Annotated in this window: 14 protein-coding genes; 7 read left to right on the forward strand and 7 right to left on the reverse strand. The window is 39.5% G+C overall.

Features of this window, described 5'->3' with window-relative positions; all coding sequences use genetic code 11:
* Positions 1-16: 16 nt before the first annotated feature.
* The 6 genes from QME58_03300 (at position 17) to QME58_03325 (ending at position 5,483) form a co-directional block, all read left to right on the forward strand.
* The gene (locus tag QME58_03300; protein ID MDI6802858.1) at positions 17-1,384 is read left to right on the forward strand and encodes a sigma-54 dependent transcriptional regulator; all 1,368 of its coding nucleotides are present in this window, start codon (positions 17-19) and stop codon (positions 1,382-1,384) included.
* Between the two features lie 113 nt (positions 1,385-1,497).
* Positions 1,498-1,965: a bacterioferritin gene (gene bfr / locus QME58_03305; GenBank protein MDI6802859.1), complete on the forward strand. Its 468-nt coding sequence runs from the start codon at positions 1,498-1,500 to the stop codon at positions 1,963-1,965.
* Between the two features lie 72 nt (positions 1,966-2,037).
* Positions 2,038-2,349, forward strand: a complete 312-nt coding sequence (locus QME58_03310) for a hypothetical protein (protein MDI6802860.1) — start codon at positions 2,038-2,040, stop codon at positions 2,347-2,349.
* Positions 2,350-2,509: 160 nt separating this feature from the next.
* Positions 2,510-3,769: an imidazolonepropionase gene (hutI, locus tag QME58_03315; protein MDI6802861.1), complete on the forward strand. Its 1,260-nt coding sequence runs from the start codon at positions 2,510-2,512 to the stop codon at positions 3,767-3,769.
* Between the two features lie 15 nt (positions 3,770-3,784).
* Positions 3,785-4,828 carry a glutamate formimidoyltransferase gene (gene ftcD / locus QME58_03320; GenBank protein MDI6802862.1) on the forward strand — a complete coding sequence of 348 codons (1,044 nt, stop codon included), beginning with the start codon at positions 3,785-3,787 and terminating at the stop codon, positions 4,826-4,828.
* Positions 4,829-4,865: 37 nt separating this feature from the next.
* Positions 4,866-5,483, forward strand: coding sequence for a cyclodeaminase/cyclohydrolase family protein (locus tag QME58_03325; protein ID MDI6802863.1), 618 nt, complete (start codon positions 4,866-4,868; stop codon positions 5,481-5,483).
* 32 nt (positions 5,484-5,515) lie between these two features.
* On the opposite strand, the gene QME58_03330 is transcribed toward QME58_03325, so the two are convergent.
* A complete protein-coding gene (locus tag QME58_03330; protein ID MDI6802864.1) occupies positions 5,516-5,707 on the reverse strand; it encodes a hypothetical protein in 192 nt (63 codons plus the stop codon).
* 438 nt (positions 5,708-6,145) lie between these two features.
* Here QME58_03330 and QME58_03335 point away from each other — a divergent pair, with 438 nt between their 5' ends.
* Entirely contained in the window at positions 6,146-9,343 is a 3,198-nt protein-coding gene (locus tag QME58_03335) for a glycosyl hydrolase family 18 protein (protein MDI6802865.1), read from the forward strand.
* A gap of 143 nt (positions 9,344-9,486) precedes the next feature.
* Here the strand turns inward: QME58_03335 and QME58_03340 are convergent, their stop codons facing one another.
* The 6 genes from QME58_03340 to QME58_03365 form a co-directional block, all read right to left on the reverse strand.
* Positions 9,487-10,935: a potassium transporter TrkG gene (locus QME58_03340; GenBank protein ID MDI6802866.1), complete on the reverse strand. Its 1,449-nt coding sequence runs from the start codon at positions 10,933-10,935 to the stop codon at positions 9,487-9,489.
* Positions 10,936-11,004: 69 nt separating this feature from the next.
* Positions 11,005-12,453: a TrkH family potassium uptake protein gene (locus tag QME58_03345; protein MDI6802867.1), complete on the reverse strand. Its 1,449-nt coding sequence runs from the start codon at positions 12,451-12,453 to the stop codon at positions 11,005-11,007.
* Between the two features lie 9 nt (positions 12,454-12,462).
* Positions 12,463-13,806, reverse strand: a complete 1,344-nt coding sequence (gene trkA / locus QME58_03350) for a Trk system potassium transporter TrkA (protein ID MDI6802868.1) — start codon at positions 13,804-13,806, stop codon at positions 12,463-12,465.
* Positions 13,807-14,061: 255 nt separating this feature from the next.
* Positions 14,062-14,403 carry a hypothetical protein gene (locus QME58_03355; GenBank protein ID MDI6802869.1) on the reverse strand — a complete coding sequence of 114 codons (342 nt, stop codon included), beginning with the start codon at positions 14,401-14,403 and terminating at the stop codon, positions 14,062-14,064.
* Positions 14,404-14,442: 39 nt separating this feature from the next.
* Positions 14,443-14,982: a macro domain-containing protein gene (locus tag QME58_03360; GenBank protein ID MDI6802870.1), complete on the reverse strand. Its 540-nt coding sequence runs from the start codon at positions 14,980-14,982 to the stop codon at positions 14,443-14,445.
* The gene (locus QME58_03365; GenBank protein ID MDI6802871.1) at positions 14,979-16,136 is read right to left on the reverse strand and encodes a GAF domain-containing sensor histidine kinase; all 1,158 of its coding nucleotides are present in this window, start codon (positions 16,134-16,136) and stop codon (positions 14,979-14,981) included. The genes QME58_03360 and QME58_03365 overlap by 4 nt, the downstream gene beginning before the upstream one ends.
* Positions 16,137-16,647: the final 511 nt, after the last annotated feature.

Raw genomic sequence — 16,647 nt, forward strand, 5'->3', positions numbered from 1 at the left:
TGGAGATACTTAATTCATGTTAAAACAGAGTACAAGAATATTGATAGCGGATGATGAAGAAGAATTCCGTTTTATGCTGAAGGTTTTTTTAGAAAATTCGGGATACGAGATCGAACTAGTATCAGATGGTGTCCAGGCAATAAACATGCTGCAATCAAAAGGATTCGACATTGCACTTTTAGATATTAAAATGCCGAAAGTCGATGGTGTCGATGTCCTCAAATTTATTAAAGAAAATTTACAGAATATCGATGTTGTTATGCTAACCGGCGTTGGCGATATAAGAATAGCTATCGATTGTATGAAGAAGGGCGCTTACGAATTTCTCACTAAACCATATTCAGCAACCGAGTTAGACCGAACAATCAAAAAGATAATTGAAAAGCAAAAACTTTTACGCGAGAACCAATTAATAAAAGCCGAATTATTGCGTATTGCCGGTTCTACAGAAATTATAGGCAACAGTCCGAATTTTAAAAGGGTTTTAGATATTGCTTTGAAAATTGCACCCACAGAATCGACCATATTAATTCAAGGCGCAAGCGGAACGGGTAAAGAGTTAGTAGCAAGTTTTATTTATAAAAACAGCGATCGTGCCGATAAGCCGTTTGTTGCCCTCAATTGTGCTTCAATTCCCGACACACTAATCGAAAGTGAAATGTTTGGTCACGAACGTGGCGCTTTCACCGATGCCCGTTCAATGAAGCAGGGTTTGGTTGAACTCGCAGGCAACGGAACTTTATTTTTAGATGAAATCGGTGATATAAGCCCGTTAATACAGCCAAAATTATTAAGGTTTATACAGAGTGGCGAGTTCCGCCGCGTTGGTGGTAATGCGGTACTGAAATCTGATGTGCGAATTATTTCTGCAACAAACAAAGATCTAGTTGAAGAAGTAAGACAAGGAAGATTCCGGGAAGATTTGCTTTATAGGATAAATGTTATCACCATCGAGATTCCTACTCTGAAAGAGAGAAAAGAGGATATACCACTTTTAGTAGAATTTTTCTTAACCAAAAAGCTGAAAATGAAGACCCGCAAACAAATAAGTTCTGCTGCGATGGATGTGCTGAAAAAATACGATTGGCCCGGAAATGTACGCGAGCTTGAAAACATGATTGAGCGGGCAGCAATTCTCTCGAGAGATGATTTGATACAGCCTTACGATTTATCGCTTCCGTTACGGTCATCCAGCCTTCTGCAAAACCTTGAGCAAGGCGGATTGCTCGGCAGCCATGTTCCAATAAAAGATGTAGAAAAAACACACATCGAAAGTGTACTGAAAAGCTTGAAAAACAATAAAGCTGAAGCCGCTAGAATACTTGGTATTAGTTTAAAAACACTCTATACGAAAATACAGCAGTACCAAATTAAGATGGAGTAACGTCTATCAGATTTTCGGAAATGCGTTTCTACGGTTCTTGCAATTCCACAAAAATTTGATTAAAATTAAACGTAATTATTTTATTAGCTAACTTTTAAACAATAGGACTCGCTATGAAGGGAAATAAAGATTTACTCGAAAAATTAAATATGCTTTTAGCAGATGAGCTAACGGCTATTAATCAATACATGGTTCATTCGGAGATGTGTAATAACTGGGGTTACGAGAAACTGCACATGCTTTTTGAAAAACAAGCAATCGACGAGATGAAACACGCTGAAAAATTAATCGCAAGAATAATCTTTCTTGAAGGAACTCCGGTTGTAAACAAACTCGGACAAATAAAAATCGGAGCCGATGTACCGAAAATGCTCGCAAATGACCTTGCATCAGAATCAGATGCTGTTAAAATGTACAACGATGTAATTATATTTGCCGGTGAGGTGAAAGATTTTGCAACCCGTGAAATGCTAGAGAATATTTTGTTAGACGAAGACCGCCACATCGACAAGATAGAAGAACTGCAAGATCAAATCAGCCAAATGACCGTAGGCATCTTCCTCTCGACTCAGGTTGGGTAATTACACAAACATTTAGACTTTAATTTCATATTTCATATATTACCGATACAAATAACATAGGAGATGTTGAAGATGATAAAAAAGAAAAAATATGAACGATGGACAAAAGAAGAAATTAATCTTCTAAAAAAACATTGTCCTGTAAATGGAGTTGTCTATACTTCAAAACTACTCGGGCGGAGTATAAACACAATCAGGGCGACCGCACACATTCACAAGATTCGATGTAAAAATCCGACACCAACGTGGGATCCTAAAAACGTCGAATACCTGATAAAATGGTACGGGAAAATTGATACCGATAAAATCGCCAAGAAAATCGGTACTACAAAATTAGCCGTCCAGAAGCACGCAAGTAGATTAGAACTTACACGAAAAAGCTAATCATTTCTAATTTCGGAAATTGAACGGTGGGGCTTTTCGATCGCCTTAAGAACAGGCTCATCTGATTTTTTTATACTTTGTTTGTTGCAGTGTTGGCATTATTTATCACCGTACTAAAAAAATCTTTGCAAAATCAACCCTCTTTTCTTATCTTTGCAATGTGAATCTCAAATTAACAAACATAAAACAGCTTGTTACTCTTTCGTCAAACCTGACATCTCCGAACAATAGCCGATCGCGTCGGGGTGATGAAATGCGAAATTTAGGAATCCTCGAAAACGCCGGTTTGGTAATTGAAACCGGACTTATTTCGCAATTCGGAAAGATGGAGGATTTATCTCAAAACTTATCTAACAATTTTATAGAATACGATTGTTCTGAAAAAGTTGTGATGCCCGGTTTCGTCGATTCGCATACTCATCTTGTTTTCGGCGGCAGCCGCGAGGACGAATTTGCTATGCGCTCAGCCGGTGCAACTTATCAGGAGATTGCTGAAAAAGGAGGGGGCATTTTAAGTTCCGTCAGGAAAACACGGGAAGCTTCAAAAAAAGAATTGAAGAAAAAAGCCCGCCGTTATTTAACATCGATGCTAAAACAGGGAACAACCACAGTAGAAATTAAAAGCGGGTATGGATTGGATTTCGATTCAGAAATCAAGATGTTAGATGTAATCCGCGAACTGCGGCAGGAAGAAATTATATCGATCGTATCTACATTCATTGGTGCCCACGCCTTTCCGCCCGAATTCAAAAATAATCCGTACGGCTATGTTAATTTGATATGTGATAAAATGATACCCTATATCGGGCAACGCAAACTTGCCGATTTCTGTGATGTGTTCTGCGAAAAAGGTTACTTCGATGTTGAAACATCTGAAAAAATTTTAACACTCGGAAAACAACACGGGCTGCTTCCAAAAATTCATGCCGAAGAACTAACCCCATTCGGCGGTGCAGAGTTAGCAGGAAAAATCTGCGCTGTTTCTGCCGATCACCTCGAACACATAACTGATAACGGTATCAACTCTTTAAAACAAGGAAACGTAGTTGCAGTACTTTTGCCCGGCGTATCTTTCTTTTTAGATCATCAATACGCACCCGCGCGAAAACTGATTGATAACGGTGTGGTTGTTGCAATCGCCACCGATTTCAATCCCGGTTCTTGTATGACGTACTCAATGCCCCTGATGATGACTATCGCTTGTACTCACATGAAAATGAGTCCTGAAGAAGTTATTACTGCATCCACAATAAATGCGGCAGCGGCTTTAAATCTCTCGGATGAAATCGGTAGTATAGATGTAGGCAAACGGGGAGATGTTCTTATTTTGAATATTCCAGATTATAAATTTCTTCCTTACCACTTCGGCGAAAATCATATATATCGTGTAATAAAAAATGGTGTCTTTTTAGAATATTAATCAAAAGGATTTTTAATGAAACATTTAGTAGAGTGCGTACCAAACTTCAGCGAGGGACAGGATGCGAACATCATAGATGAAATTGCATCGCGAATCGATTCTGTAAAAAATGTAAAGCTTTTAAGCGTTGAACCGGACAAAGATTATAACCGAACTGTGGTTACATTCGTTGGCGAACCTGAAGCTGTTAAAGAAGCAGCTTTCCGTGCGACGAAAGCAGCATCCGAATTAATTGATATGAGAAATCACAAAGGCGAGCATCCGCGCATCGGAGCGGTTGACGTTGTGCCTTTCATTCCTTTGAGCGGCACTACAATGGCTGATTGCGTTCGGCTTGCAAATGAGTATGGACAACGGGTTGCTTCTGAACTTGGAATCCCTGTTTTTTTATACGAAGAAGCTGCCATAAAACCGGACAGAAAAAACTTAGCAACGATACGGAAAGGTGAATACGAAGGACTTGCAGAGAAATTGAACGACCCGCACTGGATGCCCGATTTTCCGGTTGCCGGCGCTACACAGTACAACCCAAAATCGGGAGCTACAGTTACCGGCGCCCGCTTTTTCCTGATTGCCTACAATGTAAATTTAAAAACAAACGATAAAACTATTGCTCACGAAATTGCTTTACGCATACGCGAAAGCGGCAGACCGATGAAAAACGAAAAAGGGGTAGTGGTTAAAGATGAAAACGGAAAAACCTTGAATATTCCCGGATCGCTTAAATCGGTAAAAGCTATGGGGGTGTTGCTCGAACGTTTCAACATCGCTCAAATATCCATTAATCTGACTAATTTCAATGATACACTACCGCACGTTGCCTTCGAGGAAGTTAAAAGGGAGGCGCAATCTTTCGGCGTCGAGGTTACCGGATCAGAAATTATCGGACTTGTTCCGAAAGACGCTTTAATAGCAGCAGGGAAATTTTATTTAGGAGAACAATTAAATAACCTGAATGTTTCGGAAATGGACTTGATATATTTAGCATCTAAGTATTTAGGATTGAGCCAATTCGAAACTTTCGACCCCAACAAAAAAATCATCGAGTATATGATATAAAAAAAATCCCAAATTCAAAAATCAAAAAAGTTATTAAATGTTGACAAAAAAAACTGTAGAAGAATTTCTAAATGAGCTAGCCTCAAACTCGCCTGCACCCGGAGGTGGAAGTGTTGCGGCATTAGCCGGCGCACTCGGTTCGGCACTCACTGCTATGGTCTGCAACCTAACAATTGGCAAAAAGAAATATGCCGATGTTGAGGAAGAGATAAAAAAGGTTTTAGAAAAAATAGAACCGCTCCTTAAGCAGTTTACTGAATTGATTGATAAAGATACGCAAGCTTTCAACAAAGTGATGGAAGCATACAGCTTACCGAAAGAGAGCGATGCACAAAAGGCCATTCGCAGCGCAGCAATACAATCAGCGACAAAAGAGGCAACGCTTGTACCTCTCGAAGTTATGAAGCACTGCGTCGATGCACTTGCCTTAGCTAAGATAGTTGCAGAAAAAGGTAACACAAACTCTATCAGCGATGCCGGCGTAGCTGCCTTGATGCTTCAAGCCGCAACCGAAGGTGCCGCTCTGAATGCAAAAATAAATCTTGCCGGTATTAATGATATTGAATTTGTAGGATGGAAATCGGAAGAAGTAGAATCAGTGTTGAAAACATGTAATAAGTTGAGAAGCGAAATAATGGAGATAGTGAATCAGTGAAAATCCGTGTACTCCGCATCATCAGTGTGCTATTACACTTTCCAAAACGACCTTGTAAATATCACCATTATCGTAAACAGTTCAAGTCTGCCTAATAACATATCGGCTGACAGAACCCATTTAGCTAAATCGGGAATTGAAGAATAGTTTCCCATCGGTCCAACTATATACAAACCGGGACCAACGCCGCCCATGCAAGCAGCCACACCGTTCAGCCCTGACACAATGTCAACTCATTTAATAACATATATGTGAACCGAACCATGTGAGTAGTCAGATACAAAAAAAGAACGATGTAATATCCGAGAGGACTTCCGCTTCCGCAGTTTTCATATTAATATTTTATCTGAATAATCGCATCGCGTAGTTGCATTTGATGCAAATCATAAATTCCGAAGTTGTTTGGCACACCTGAAAAATTTCCAATCTTTTAATTTTAAAAAATAAAACTCTCCATTTTGCTACAATTATGGTGTTTTGTAATTGTAGTTTCTACAATGTTCGCGAAATATTTTCCATTTAGATATAAGTATTTATAAAAAATTTTCTGAAATCTGTATAATAACACCATTTTGAAGTTTGATGTGACGTGGCACAACCATTGCCGTTTTATTTAAAAAATACTAAATGTCTAAAACAAATAAAAAAGGATTAAGAATTAAATGAAAAACGTTAAAAAATTATGTGCGGTCATAGCAGTTAGCATGATCTTAATTTGTACTTTTTCACTTGCTATTTATGCTCAAAATTCAAATATATGGGTATCGGGATACGTTGCATCGTGGACACTGCATATGGGATCGGGAACTGACGGTAATTATGGGAATATGCCATATCAGGCGCTTGACCTTGATGCAATGACGCATGTAATAATGTTCGCTGCGTCGATTCAATCAGACGGTAGTATAGTTTATAATAATATGGTTTCTTCACGCCGTAAACCATTTAACGATTATGTACATTTTAAAGGGAAACCAATAATTATGTCGGTAGGTGGAGCGGGGAATACAGCTTTCGCTTCTGCGATAAGTGCTACATACCGAACCAATCTAGTGAAAAATTTGATGTCGTCAATCAGAACGGAGCAATATGACGGTATTGATGTAGATATCGAACCCGTGAACGCTTCCGATACGGCGAATATTAAATTATTCATAAAAGAGTTATACGATTCACTGCAGACTCATCATGCCTATTACGATGTATCGAAAAAACCATTATTAACTTGTGCAATTTATAATTATGAAAAAATGTGGGCTGGTTTAAGCCCTTATTTCGACCAGATAAACTTAATGAGCTACGATTTCTTTGGAACGTGGTTTGGAAAGAGTTGGCATAATAATGCACCGACAAGCGCCCCTACCGATGTCGATATATATAATTCTCCTATGACAACAGTACAATCGAAAATGCAGCGATATCTTAATGCGGGAATGCCGGCGAGTAAGTTTGGTGTCGGAGTAGATTTTAATGGTTATGTTTGGCAAGGTGGTTTATTAGCAGATGGTTCAGGGAACGGAATTACTGCCCCTCGCCAGAGATGGTCAACGGCTCCTACAATGGTTGGCGGAAAAGAAACTCAATATTATGCTTTACGAAAAAAATATATTGATACAGCTGCAACATCATATCATTATGATAATATCTGCAAAGTACCATATATCGGCATAGATAATCCGGGGAATACAAACGATCTTTATATCACTTACCAAGATTCTTCAACAGTAACAGAAATTATCAATCTTGCAAGAACGAATAAACTTGGTGGCGTTATTATATGGGAAGTAGGTGGCGGCTATCTTGGCACAACCGAATTTCCCGCGGCACAATACCCAACCTTACTCAGAGATCCACTATTGAGAGCTGTTAAACAAGCTGTTGGCGGAACAATAACCTCACCATCGGTTACCCTCCCATCAGTTCCAACTCTACAGTCTCCAATTAATGCTTCTACGGCAGTTATTATAAATCCTACACTTCAATGGAACACTAGCGCGGGCGCAAATACTTATCACATACAAGTAGCCACGTCTTCCTCATTCGTTACTTATATCGCAAATGATTCTCTTCATTCATCGACCTCTAAACAAATAGCGGATTTAGAATATCGGTCATCGTATTTCTGGCGTGTGCGTGCCCGTAACAATGTTGGTTACAGCGGTTGGTCTTCAGTTTGGAGTTTTACCACAGACAGTCTTCAAATTATTTCTGTAGCCGATAATATACTATACGACGATGCCTTAAAATCACCATGGATGAATGCTTCGTGGAGTTCAACAATTGATTTTTCAAATGCTGAACAAGTTTCGGAGGGGATGTTCGCAATGAAAGCTGTCCAAACAGGTTGGGGTGCGCTGCGATTCAGAAGCGGGTCGTGGAGTGTTCCTGTGCCAGTACAGTTATCCCAAAACCAGAAATTGCAATTTAAAGTTTTCAGTACTACCAGTGGCTTGTCTTTAAGAGTTAACTTCTCCAACGATGCTGCCCAAACTTTTCCAGCGCGTATTGTTTCTCCAACAGTCGGTAATTGGGTTGTCGTGTCTATACCTACTGATTCTTTAAATCCGAACAGCCAAGTAGTTCACAATTTAGTGATACAAAATAATAGCGGCAATACTGTTACTTTTTATATAGACGCATTAGGTATATCAGCCGCTGAGAGCCCAGCTATTACACTGGCCAAAACTACATTAGTATCGCCCGTTCATAATTCAATAGAACAACCCACCAGTTTACCTCTGCAGTGGAATGCAGTGCAAAATGCACTACAGTATCAATTACAGGTCGCTAAAGATAGTATGTTCACTCTAAAAGTCGTGGATGATTCAGTTATCAGTGCCACAGTATATCAATTATCCGGACTTTTAAGCAACACTACTTATTTTTGGAGAGTCCGGGCGAAATCTAACACTGCGATAGGACAATATTCAGACGTTTCCAAATTTAAAACTATGTTATTGTACATTCATGTATCCTTAGATAAGAAATCAATTGACTTTGGAAAGGTTGTAGTCGGAAAATCAAAACGCGACTCTATTCTAGTAACAAACTCTGGAAATATTTTAGCTAATATCTCTCATGTTTTAGTCTCGAGCACGGAGTACTCAATTACTCCACAAAATTTTGAATTGGCTCCGGGTATTCAGAAAAAAGTTTACGTTACTTTTAGTCCAACTAAGAAAGTAACCGTCAACTCAAAAGTACTGCTACTTTGCGAAAGTTTAAATTATACTGATACTGTTGCAGTAACCGGCAGAGGAGTAAGTACTCCAAAGATAGTTCTTAATCCCGCTTCAATTGCTTTGCCAATCATACCCGAGGGAAGCTCGGTAGTGGATAGCTTCAAGGTGTATAATATAGGTGAAGTTGAAACGAACATCATAAATGTACAATCAACGAATGCTGATTTTGCAGTATATCCAACTTCTGCAACGATAGCTGCGATGGACAGTCAATATTTCTTCGTAACAATATCTTCGGAAGGCAATGAAAGTAAAGATGGCTATATCATACTTCAGAATGACGCCACGATATTAACCGATTCGATGTATGTGAGTGTTCAATCAGCATTGGGTGTTGGCTCAGAGGAATTCCCTAAAGAATTTACTCTAAAACAAAATTATCCCAATCCTTTTAATCCCGTAACTACAATTAGTTTCCAGGTTCCAGTTAATCAGTACATGACTCTAAAAGTATATGACTTACTCGGACAAGAAATAGCCACGTTAGTGGACGGATTCAAAGCAGCGGGCAGCTATGAAGTTCAATGGAATGCTGACAGCCAGCCCAGCGGTACATACTTCTACAGGCTAACTGCTGGTTCGTTCACATCTGTGAAGAAGCTGCTTCTCTTACGCTAAGGCACGCTTTGCGAAACGTAGAACGTTTCAAAAACGTTTTACGTGAAGTTTATCAGAACATCTGATAGGCGAGCAAGAGTTCGGAATTTTGATATCTCTGTGAAAAAAGCTGGTGCCTGTTTTAGGTACCAGCTTTTTTATTTTTACACTTTCCAAAACGACCTTGTAAATATCACCATTATCGTAAACAGTTCAAGTCTGCCTAATAACATATCGGCTGACAGAACCCATTTAGTTAAATCGGGTAATGAAGAATAGTTTCCCATCGGTCCAACTATATTCAAACCGGGACCAACGCCGCCCATGCAAGCAGCCACACCGCTCAATGCTGAAACAAGGTCAACGCCCGTAATTACAATGATTAGAACTGAAACAACGTAAGTAGTCAGATACAAAACAAAGAACGAAGCAATAACCGAGAGAACTTCAGGTTCGACAGTACGTTTATTAAATTTAATGGGGACGATTGCGTCTGGATGGAGAATTCGTTTTACTTCGGCAAATGTGTTGCGCAGCAGCAGCAAAATTCTCACGCTTTTTATGGCGCCTGTAGTTGAGCCGGCGCACCCACCCGGAAACATAACTAATACAATTACTAATTGTGCCGCCGATGCCCAAAGAGCAAAATCGGCATTTGCAAATCCGGTACAACTCGATGCCGATGTAACATTGAAGAACGAAAACCGGAATGCATCTAAAAAACCGTATCCCGGCTGAGTGAACAAATTTACTAGCGTAACAAAAACAACGGCACCGCCTAACCACAAGATATAAAATTTGAATTCGCTGTTTCTAAAATAATTCAACACATCGCCACGCAAAGCAGCGAAGTGCAAGCTGAAATTGACAGCCGATAGAAACATAAAAATTCCGATTACATAATCGATGTAAGCTGAATTAAAAAAAGCGACGCTTGTATTCTTAGTAGAAAAACCTCCGGTTGCAACAGTTCCTATTGAATGGCACAAGGCATCGAAGAGGGACATCCCACCAAATAACAAAAGAACGGTTTCAAGAAAGGTTAATAAAACATAAACACCCCATAATAAACGGGCGGTCTCGGCTATGCGCGGAGCGAGTTTATCCTTTGTAGGTCCGGCTGCCTCAGCTTTATATAGCTGCATACCGGCTACTCCTAACAACGGAAGTATCGCTAACGACAAAACAATAATTCCCATCCCTCCAATCCAATGGGTCATACTTCTCCAAAACAAAACACCGTGCGGAAGTGCTTCGACATCGGTCAATATCGAAGCACCGGTAGTAGTGAAACCAGAAATTGTTTCAAAAAAAGCATCGGTATAATTTGTGATCGAGCCGGAGAGAATAAACGGGAGTGATCCAAAGAGAGAGATAGCAACCCAGCCGAGCGAAGCTATCATAAAGCCCTCGCGAGGACCGAGTTCTTGTTTGTCGTCCTTGAACAGTCGCCAGGTTACAAAACCGATACTTACTGAAATTCCGGAAGAAATCAGCAGAGGAACAATATCATCATCACCATAATAAATTGAGAAGGGAATGCCCAACAGCATAGCAGCTCCCGAACATCCCACAAGAAAACCCAATACGGATAATATTGCTCTGAAATTCATTCTATTAAATTAGTTATTGGTTGTGAAGCTAATGAACTAAAACAAGAAACACGAAACTAATAACCATAATTACGCCCGCCAATAAACACGTGTAAAAATAACTAACACTGTGAAAAGCTCGAGCCTGCCGATTATCATACAAATGCTTAACACCCATTTCCCGAGAATTGGTATGTGTGCATAATTTGCAACAGGTCCAACCTCGCCAAGACCGGGACCGATGTTCCCTAAACTTGCAATCACCGCACCCATTGCGGTAACCTTATCTAAACCTAATGTAGTCATAATTATTGTTCCCACTACAAACGTAACCATAAACAAGACGAAGAAAGCTAATATGTTGCTGATTATTTCGGTGGAAACAGCTCTACCGTTGAATCGCACAGGAACAATAGCTTTCGGGTGAAGAAGTTTTCGAAATTCAGCGGCGCCGTTACGGAGTAATATAAGTATGCGCATAACTTTTATACCGCCGGCTGTTGAGCCCGCCGAACCTCCAATAAACATCAGTAAGAATAATATAAATTGAATTGCTATGGGCCAATGAATATAATTGGCTGTTGCAAAACCTGTGGTGGTTAAGATTGATACAACTTGAAAGGAAGCATAGCGGATCGAATCGAATACAGATGAATAATTTCCGTGAATGAAAAGAATTGCCGAAGCCAAACCGATTGCTAAAAAAGTTAAAGTCAGATAAAATAGAAACTCGCTGTTTTTGAAATAACTTTTAACATTGCCGTTAACAGCTCGGTAGTGAAGAGCAAAGTTGACTCCGGCAGCAAGCATAAAAATTGTAACGACGATATCGATGTATGCGGAATTGTAATGTGCGATGCTTGCATTCTTTGTTGAGAATCCGCCGGTAGCCATGGTTGTAAATGAGTGTGTTAGGGCATCAAACAAATTCATTCCGCCTATCATCAACAAAAAAACCTGTAAAAAAGTGAAGAGGATATAAACCGACCACAAAGCTTTTGCAGTTTCGCCGATTCTTGGTTTGAGTTTATCGACCGTAGGACCGGGCGCTTCGGCTTTATAAAGCTGCATTCCTCCGATTCCTAATATTGGCAAAATGGCTAACGATAAAACAATGATCCCCATACCGCCAATCCATTGAGTCATACTGCGCCAGAAGAGAATACCGTGCGGATGTTTTTCGATATCTGTCATAATCGAAGCGCCTGTGGTTGTAAAACCGGATGCTGTTTCAAAAAACGCATCGGTAAACGAAGGGATGCTGCCGTGAATCATGAACGGTAGCGAACCGAACAAGCTCATTGCCACCCATCCGAAAGTTACTATCGCAAAACCATCGCGGACTTTCAAATCGCTTGAATGCTTTCTAAACAGAAGCCATACAGCGGCGCCCGTAATCAGACAAATCCCCGATGAAATAAGAAAAGCGGGTATATCATCGCCAGAATAATAAAGCGAAAAAGGGATGGCAAGAAGCATAAAAACTCCCACAACAAAAACCAAAAATCCTAAAATTGAAATTACACCCTTGAAGTTCATAATTAGTTTTTATTTGCTGAAAAATTTTTCTAAATCCGGAATTGAACGCGGCAACGTAAACACTACAACCCTGTCGTTCGGATTTATTTTTGTTGCACCAACCGGTATCAACACATCGTTCTCACGGATAACACAACCGACTATTGCACCTTGCGGAAAGTTCACCTCTTTCAAAGTTTTTTTAGTAATGTCGGAACCCTTTTTAGCGAGCAATTCAATTACTTCGGCGTCAACGCCGTGCAATGTTGCAACAGAAAGAATTTCTCCTTTGCGAATAAATTTTAAAATGATCTGAGCTGCCGAAAGTTTTTTATTCACCGCCACATCAAGTCCGATTGTTCCAGCTAACGTAACGTAATCGGTGTTTTCAACTAAAGCAATAGTTTTCGAAACTCCTAAATGTTTAGCCATCAAACAGGATATGATATTGGTTTCTTCGTCTTCCGACACCGCGATGAAAACATCCATATCCATTATACCTTCCTTAGCTAACAAGTCGATGTCCGAACCTTCGCCTTGTATTACAAGCGCCTTACGAAGCCGGTCGGCGAGTTCTATCGAACGTTCTTTATTCGATTCAACGATTTTAACATTTATACTGTCTTCTAATGATTCAGCTACTTGGCTACCAATTTTTCCGCCACCTAAAATCATCACATTTTTTACTTCTTCGCTTTCTTTGCCGGCAAGCCGAAGCATCTCTTTTACATATTCGGTTTTACACACAGCAAAAACCTGATCGTTCTTTTTGAACACATCGTCGCCCGTCGGAATGATGGTGCGCGCGCCCCGGCTTATTGCTACTACTCTGAACACAAGCTCCGTGTAGTCGGATACTATCTCGCGCATCTTCTTATTAATTAACGGACTATTACCATCGAGCCGAAGCCCAATTATCTGAATTCTTCCTTCGCCAAATTCAAGCACATCGGTAGCAGTCGAGCGTTTTACAAGTCGCACCACTTCGTCGGCAGTTACAGCTTCGGGATTGATAGTAAGACTGATTCCAAGTTGTTCCGGTTTTATAAGAGCATCGAGCGAGTTAAATTCGGGGTTGCTAACGCGGGCAATTGTTCGTTTTGTGCCTAATTTATTCGCTATCTGGCAGGCAAGCATATTTATTTCGTCGTAAGGCGACACGGCTACTAACAAATCGGCATTTTGTGCCCCCGATTGCGAAAGAAGATTTGGACTTATCCCGCTCCCTTCAACAGCCAATACATCTAAATTTTCGTTTACTCGCCCCACGCGTTCTTCATCACTATCTATCACTACGATATCGTGATGTTCCTGTGATAGGATTTTGGCAAGATGAAAACCTACCTCGCCTGCACCAACTATAATTATCTTCAAATTTTAAAACTTTTCCAATGTTTTACATAAATTTCGCATTCAATTTCCCTAATTTTTTGATAAAACGCAAATTGGGTGTTTGTATTTTCTTCCCGTTTTCACTAACTTAGTTCAGCTTAAGTGGTCTTAATAAAGAAACGACGAGATTGTAGAAAACGTGTATGAGTATGCTTTCTTTCCGGTTTTTGGGGGCGAGGTGGAGTTTTGATGAGTGCATCGGAGGTCTGAAGCTGATTCGAACAATTGGAAAATAAATTATTTTACAGTTATCCAAACATAAGTTGTTATTTCAATCTCCGAGATAATTGGTTGCACTTTAACGAGTGGTTTGGGATTTTCGAACCCATACACTAACCGAGGTTCTACGAAATCTTTTCTCTTAGGATTGTACATCGGCATATTTTTATCAACGGTAGTATCGCCGGGGATGATTTTGATGTAATATTTCATTCCGTCTTCTGTGTATTCAGTAACAAAATTTTCACAACCGTCATCGAGTAAAGATTGCGATAGTTGTAGATCATCCTGTCCGGTCGCTATAAAATTCATGAATAGAAGACAAAAAATATAGATGCAAAATAATCTTATACAATTCATAGTGATACCTCTTTTTTGTTTCTATAAAATATATTTCATTTAATGTCGTTTCGATGAGAATTGTAATTTCAATTCATCGTTGAAGGAGTCGAAATCTGGCTTATCGAATAATACGAAACGAACCAGATTCACATTTTGTGAATTTTGGAGAAACTCGATTGCTTCAAGCAGCATGACATTGGCGCATTGGAAAATCGAAAAACCACCCACGCCTGTTCCGATTGCGGGGAAACTTATCGAGTGAATTTCTTTCAATTCAGCCAATTTTAAGGAATTTTGAGTAACAAGTTTTAATATATCTGCATTGGTGTTCAAATCCTGCCCCATCCCAGCTGCGTGTATAACATATTTAGCTTTTAATTTTCCTCCGTTTGTAATAACTGCTTGTCCGATTTCGATGGGACCTTGTGCTATTGCTTCAGTTTCAATTTCTTGTCCACCTTTGCGTTTGATAGCGCCCGCAACACCTGCACCCATCCACAAAAAATTGTTAGCTGCATTTACGATGGCTTCGGTATCTTGTTCGGTTATGTCGCCTTGTAATATTTCTAACGTGTGTTTAGCAATATTTACTTTCATACAATTGGTAGTTTAATTTTTAAAGTAGTTCCTTTTCCAGCTTCGCTATCGATCTCGATTGTACCGTGATGATCTTCGATAATTTTTTTTACGATTGCCATACCGAGTCCGGTGCCGTGTTTTTTTCCATAAGTGAAGAACGGTTCAAAGATTTTAGATTTTACTTCTTCGGTCATACCGGTGCCTGTATCGGTAAATGCCATTGTTAAAAAAGAGTTTTCTTTACAAACAGTAATCGTAAAATTTCCGCCATCCTTCATAGCATCGGCGGCGTTACCTGCCAGATTATAAATTACCCGCATCATCTTATCGGGGTCTAATTTGACTATACCGTCAAAGTTAATTTTTTTAGTAATCGATATTTTCCGTTTTGTAAAATCTTTCTCGAAGAAGGTTATAACTTCGTTAATAAATTGTTCAACATTAGTGGCTTCAAAGTTTGTGGCGCTAACACCTCGTGAGAAGTCGAGAATTTCCTGTGTCATTTTAACGAAGCGATCAATTTGGCGAACAATTTCGTCTGTCATTTTCGCAGCTTCCTCGTTTCCTACTTTGTTTTTTAGAAGCTGAGTATAGAGCCGCATTGTAGCCATCGGATTTTTTATGTCGTGGATAATAGTGTTCGCCATTCTTCCTACAGTGGAGAGCCGCTCGCTTTGAACCATCTGCTGAGCCATATTTGTATTTTCAATTGCCAGTGAGGCATGAATCGAAAAAGCATTGATATAATCTTCGTCTTCTTCGGTAAAGTTACCTATCTTTTTATTTAAAAGCTGGAACACTCCCAATATTTTTCCATTTTTGTTTTTCAGCGGCATACACAAAATTGATTTTGTTGTGTATCCTGTTTGCTTATCGATCTCAGGATTAAACCTTTTATCTTTATATGCATCTGAGATATTAATAGTCGTGCCGGTTTCTGTAACTCTGCCCGCAATTCCGGAATTAATCGGCAAACGTATCTCCGCCAATTCGTCTCCCTGAAAAACTTTCGACCAAAGTTCTTGTTTGGTTTCATCAATCAGGAAAACCGTTCCTCTGTCTGCATTAGTAGCATTGACAGCATTAGATAATATTATAGGAAGCAGCCGGTCAAGTTCTAATGTTGAATTGACAAGCTTTGCAGCTTCGAGAAGTTGGTGGAATTTATCGATCTTGTTTTTGGCAACTTCAATATAGCTGTCAAAATTTCTAATAAATGTTTCGTTAATTGATCGTAAGCGAAGTGACAGAGTCAGTAAAAGATTATGGGCAGCCTGTGGCGAGGAACTGATAATTTTATTAAAATCGTCCCGGTGCAGAAGGAAAAGTTTTGATCCGGTTAACGACGTTGCTGTAGCTGAACGAGGAAGTCCATCAATTAATTCTAATTCACCGAAGAAATCACCCGGATGAAAAATTCCGATTGCAGGTTCAAGTGCGTGTGTGGTTATTTTTGTAATTTTAATAGTTCCATCAACTATTAAATATAAAAAGCTATCCGCGCTGTTTTCGTTAAAAATAAGTTCTCCAGCTGAGTAATCTTTTTCTTGAACAGTTTCAACAAATTTTGATATCAGGTCTTCAGAAACATTATTGAAAAGTGTAATATTTTTAAGAATTTTTATTTTAGGGCGGTTCCAAAAATTGACTTATTGAATACTTTTTTTTGTATATTTAAGAAAA

It is taken from the genome of Bacteroidota bacterium, assembly GCA_030017895.1.
Classification (GTDB): domain Bacteria; phylum Bacteroidota; class Ignavibacteria; order UBA10030; family BY39; genus JASEGV01.

What these genes read in the sequence shown, in the direction of transcription:
- QME58_03300 (MDI6802858.1), top strand. Translation starts at nt 17, where the DNA reads ATGTTAAAACAGAGTACAAGAATATTGATAGCGGATGATGAAGAAGAA.
- bfr (MDI6802859.1), top strand. Translation starts at nt 1,498, where the DNA reads ATGAAGGGAAATAAAGATTTACTCGAAAAATTAAATATGCTTTTAGCA.
- QME58_03310 (MDI6802860.1), top strand. Translation starts at nt 2,038, where the DNA reads ATGATAAAAAAGAAAAAATATGAACGATGGACAAAAGAAGAAATTAAT.
- ftcD (MDI6802862.1), top strand. Translation starts at nt 3,785, where the DNA reads ATGAAACATTTAGTAGAGTGCGTACCAAACTTCAGCGAGGGACAGGAT.
- QME58_03325 (MDI6802863.1), top strand. Translation starts at nt 4,866, where the DNA reads ATGTTGACAAAAAAAACTGTAGAAGAATTTCTAAATGAGCTAGCCTCA.
- QME58_03335 (MDI6802865.1), top strand. Translation starts at nt 6,146, where the DNA reads ATGAAAAACGTTAAAAAATTATGTGCGGTCATAGCAGTTAGCATGATC.
- QME58_03340 (MDI6802866.1), bottom strand. Translation starts at nt 10,935, where the DNA reads ATGAATTTCAGAGCAATATTATCCGTATTGGGTTTTCTTGTGGGATGT.
- QME58_03345 (MDI6802867.1), bottom strand. Translation starts at nt 12,453, where the DNA reads ATGAACTTCAAGGGTGTAATTTCAATTTTAGGATTTTTGGTTTTTGTT.
- QME58_03355 (MDI6802869.1), bottom strand. Translation starts at nt 14,403, where the DNA reads ATGAATTGTATAAGATTATTTTGCATCTATATTTTTTGTCTTCTATTC.
- QME58_03360 (MDI6802870.1), bottom strand. Translation starts at nt 14,982, where the DNA reads ATGAAAGTAAATATTGCTAAACACACGTTAGAAATATTACAAGGCGAC.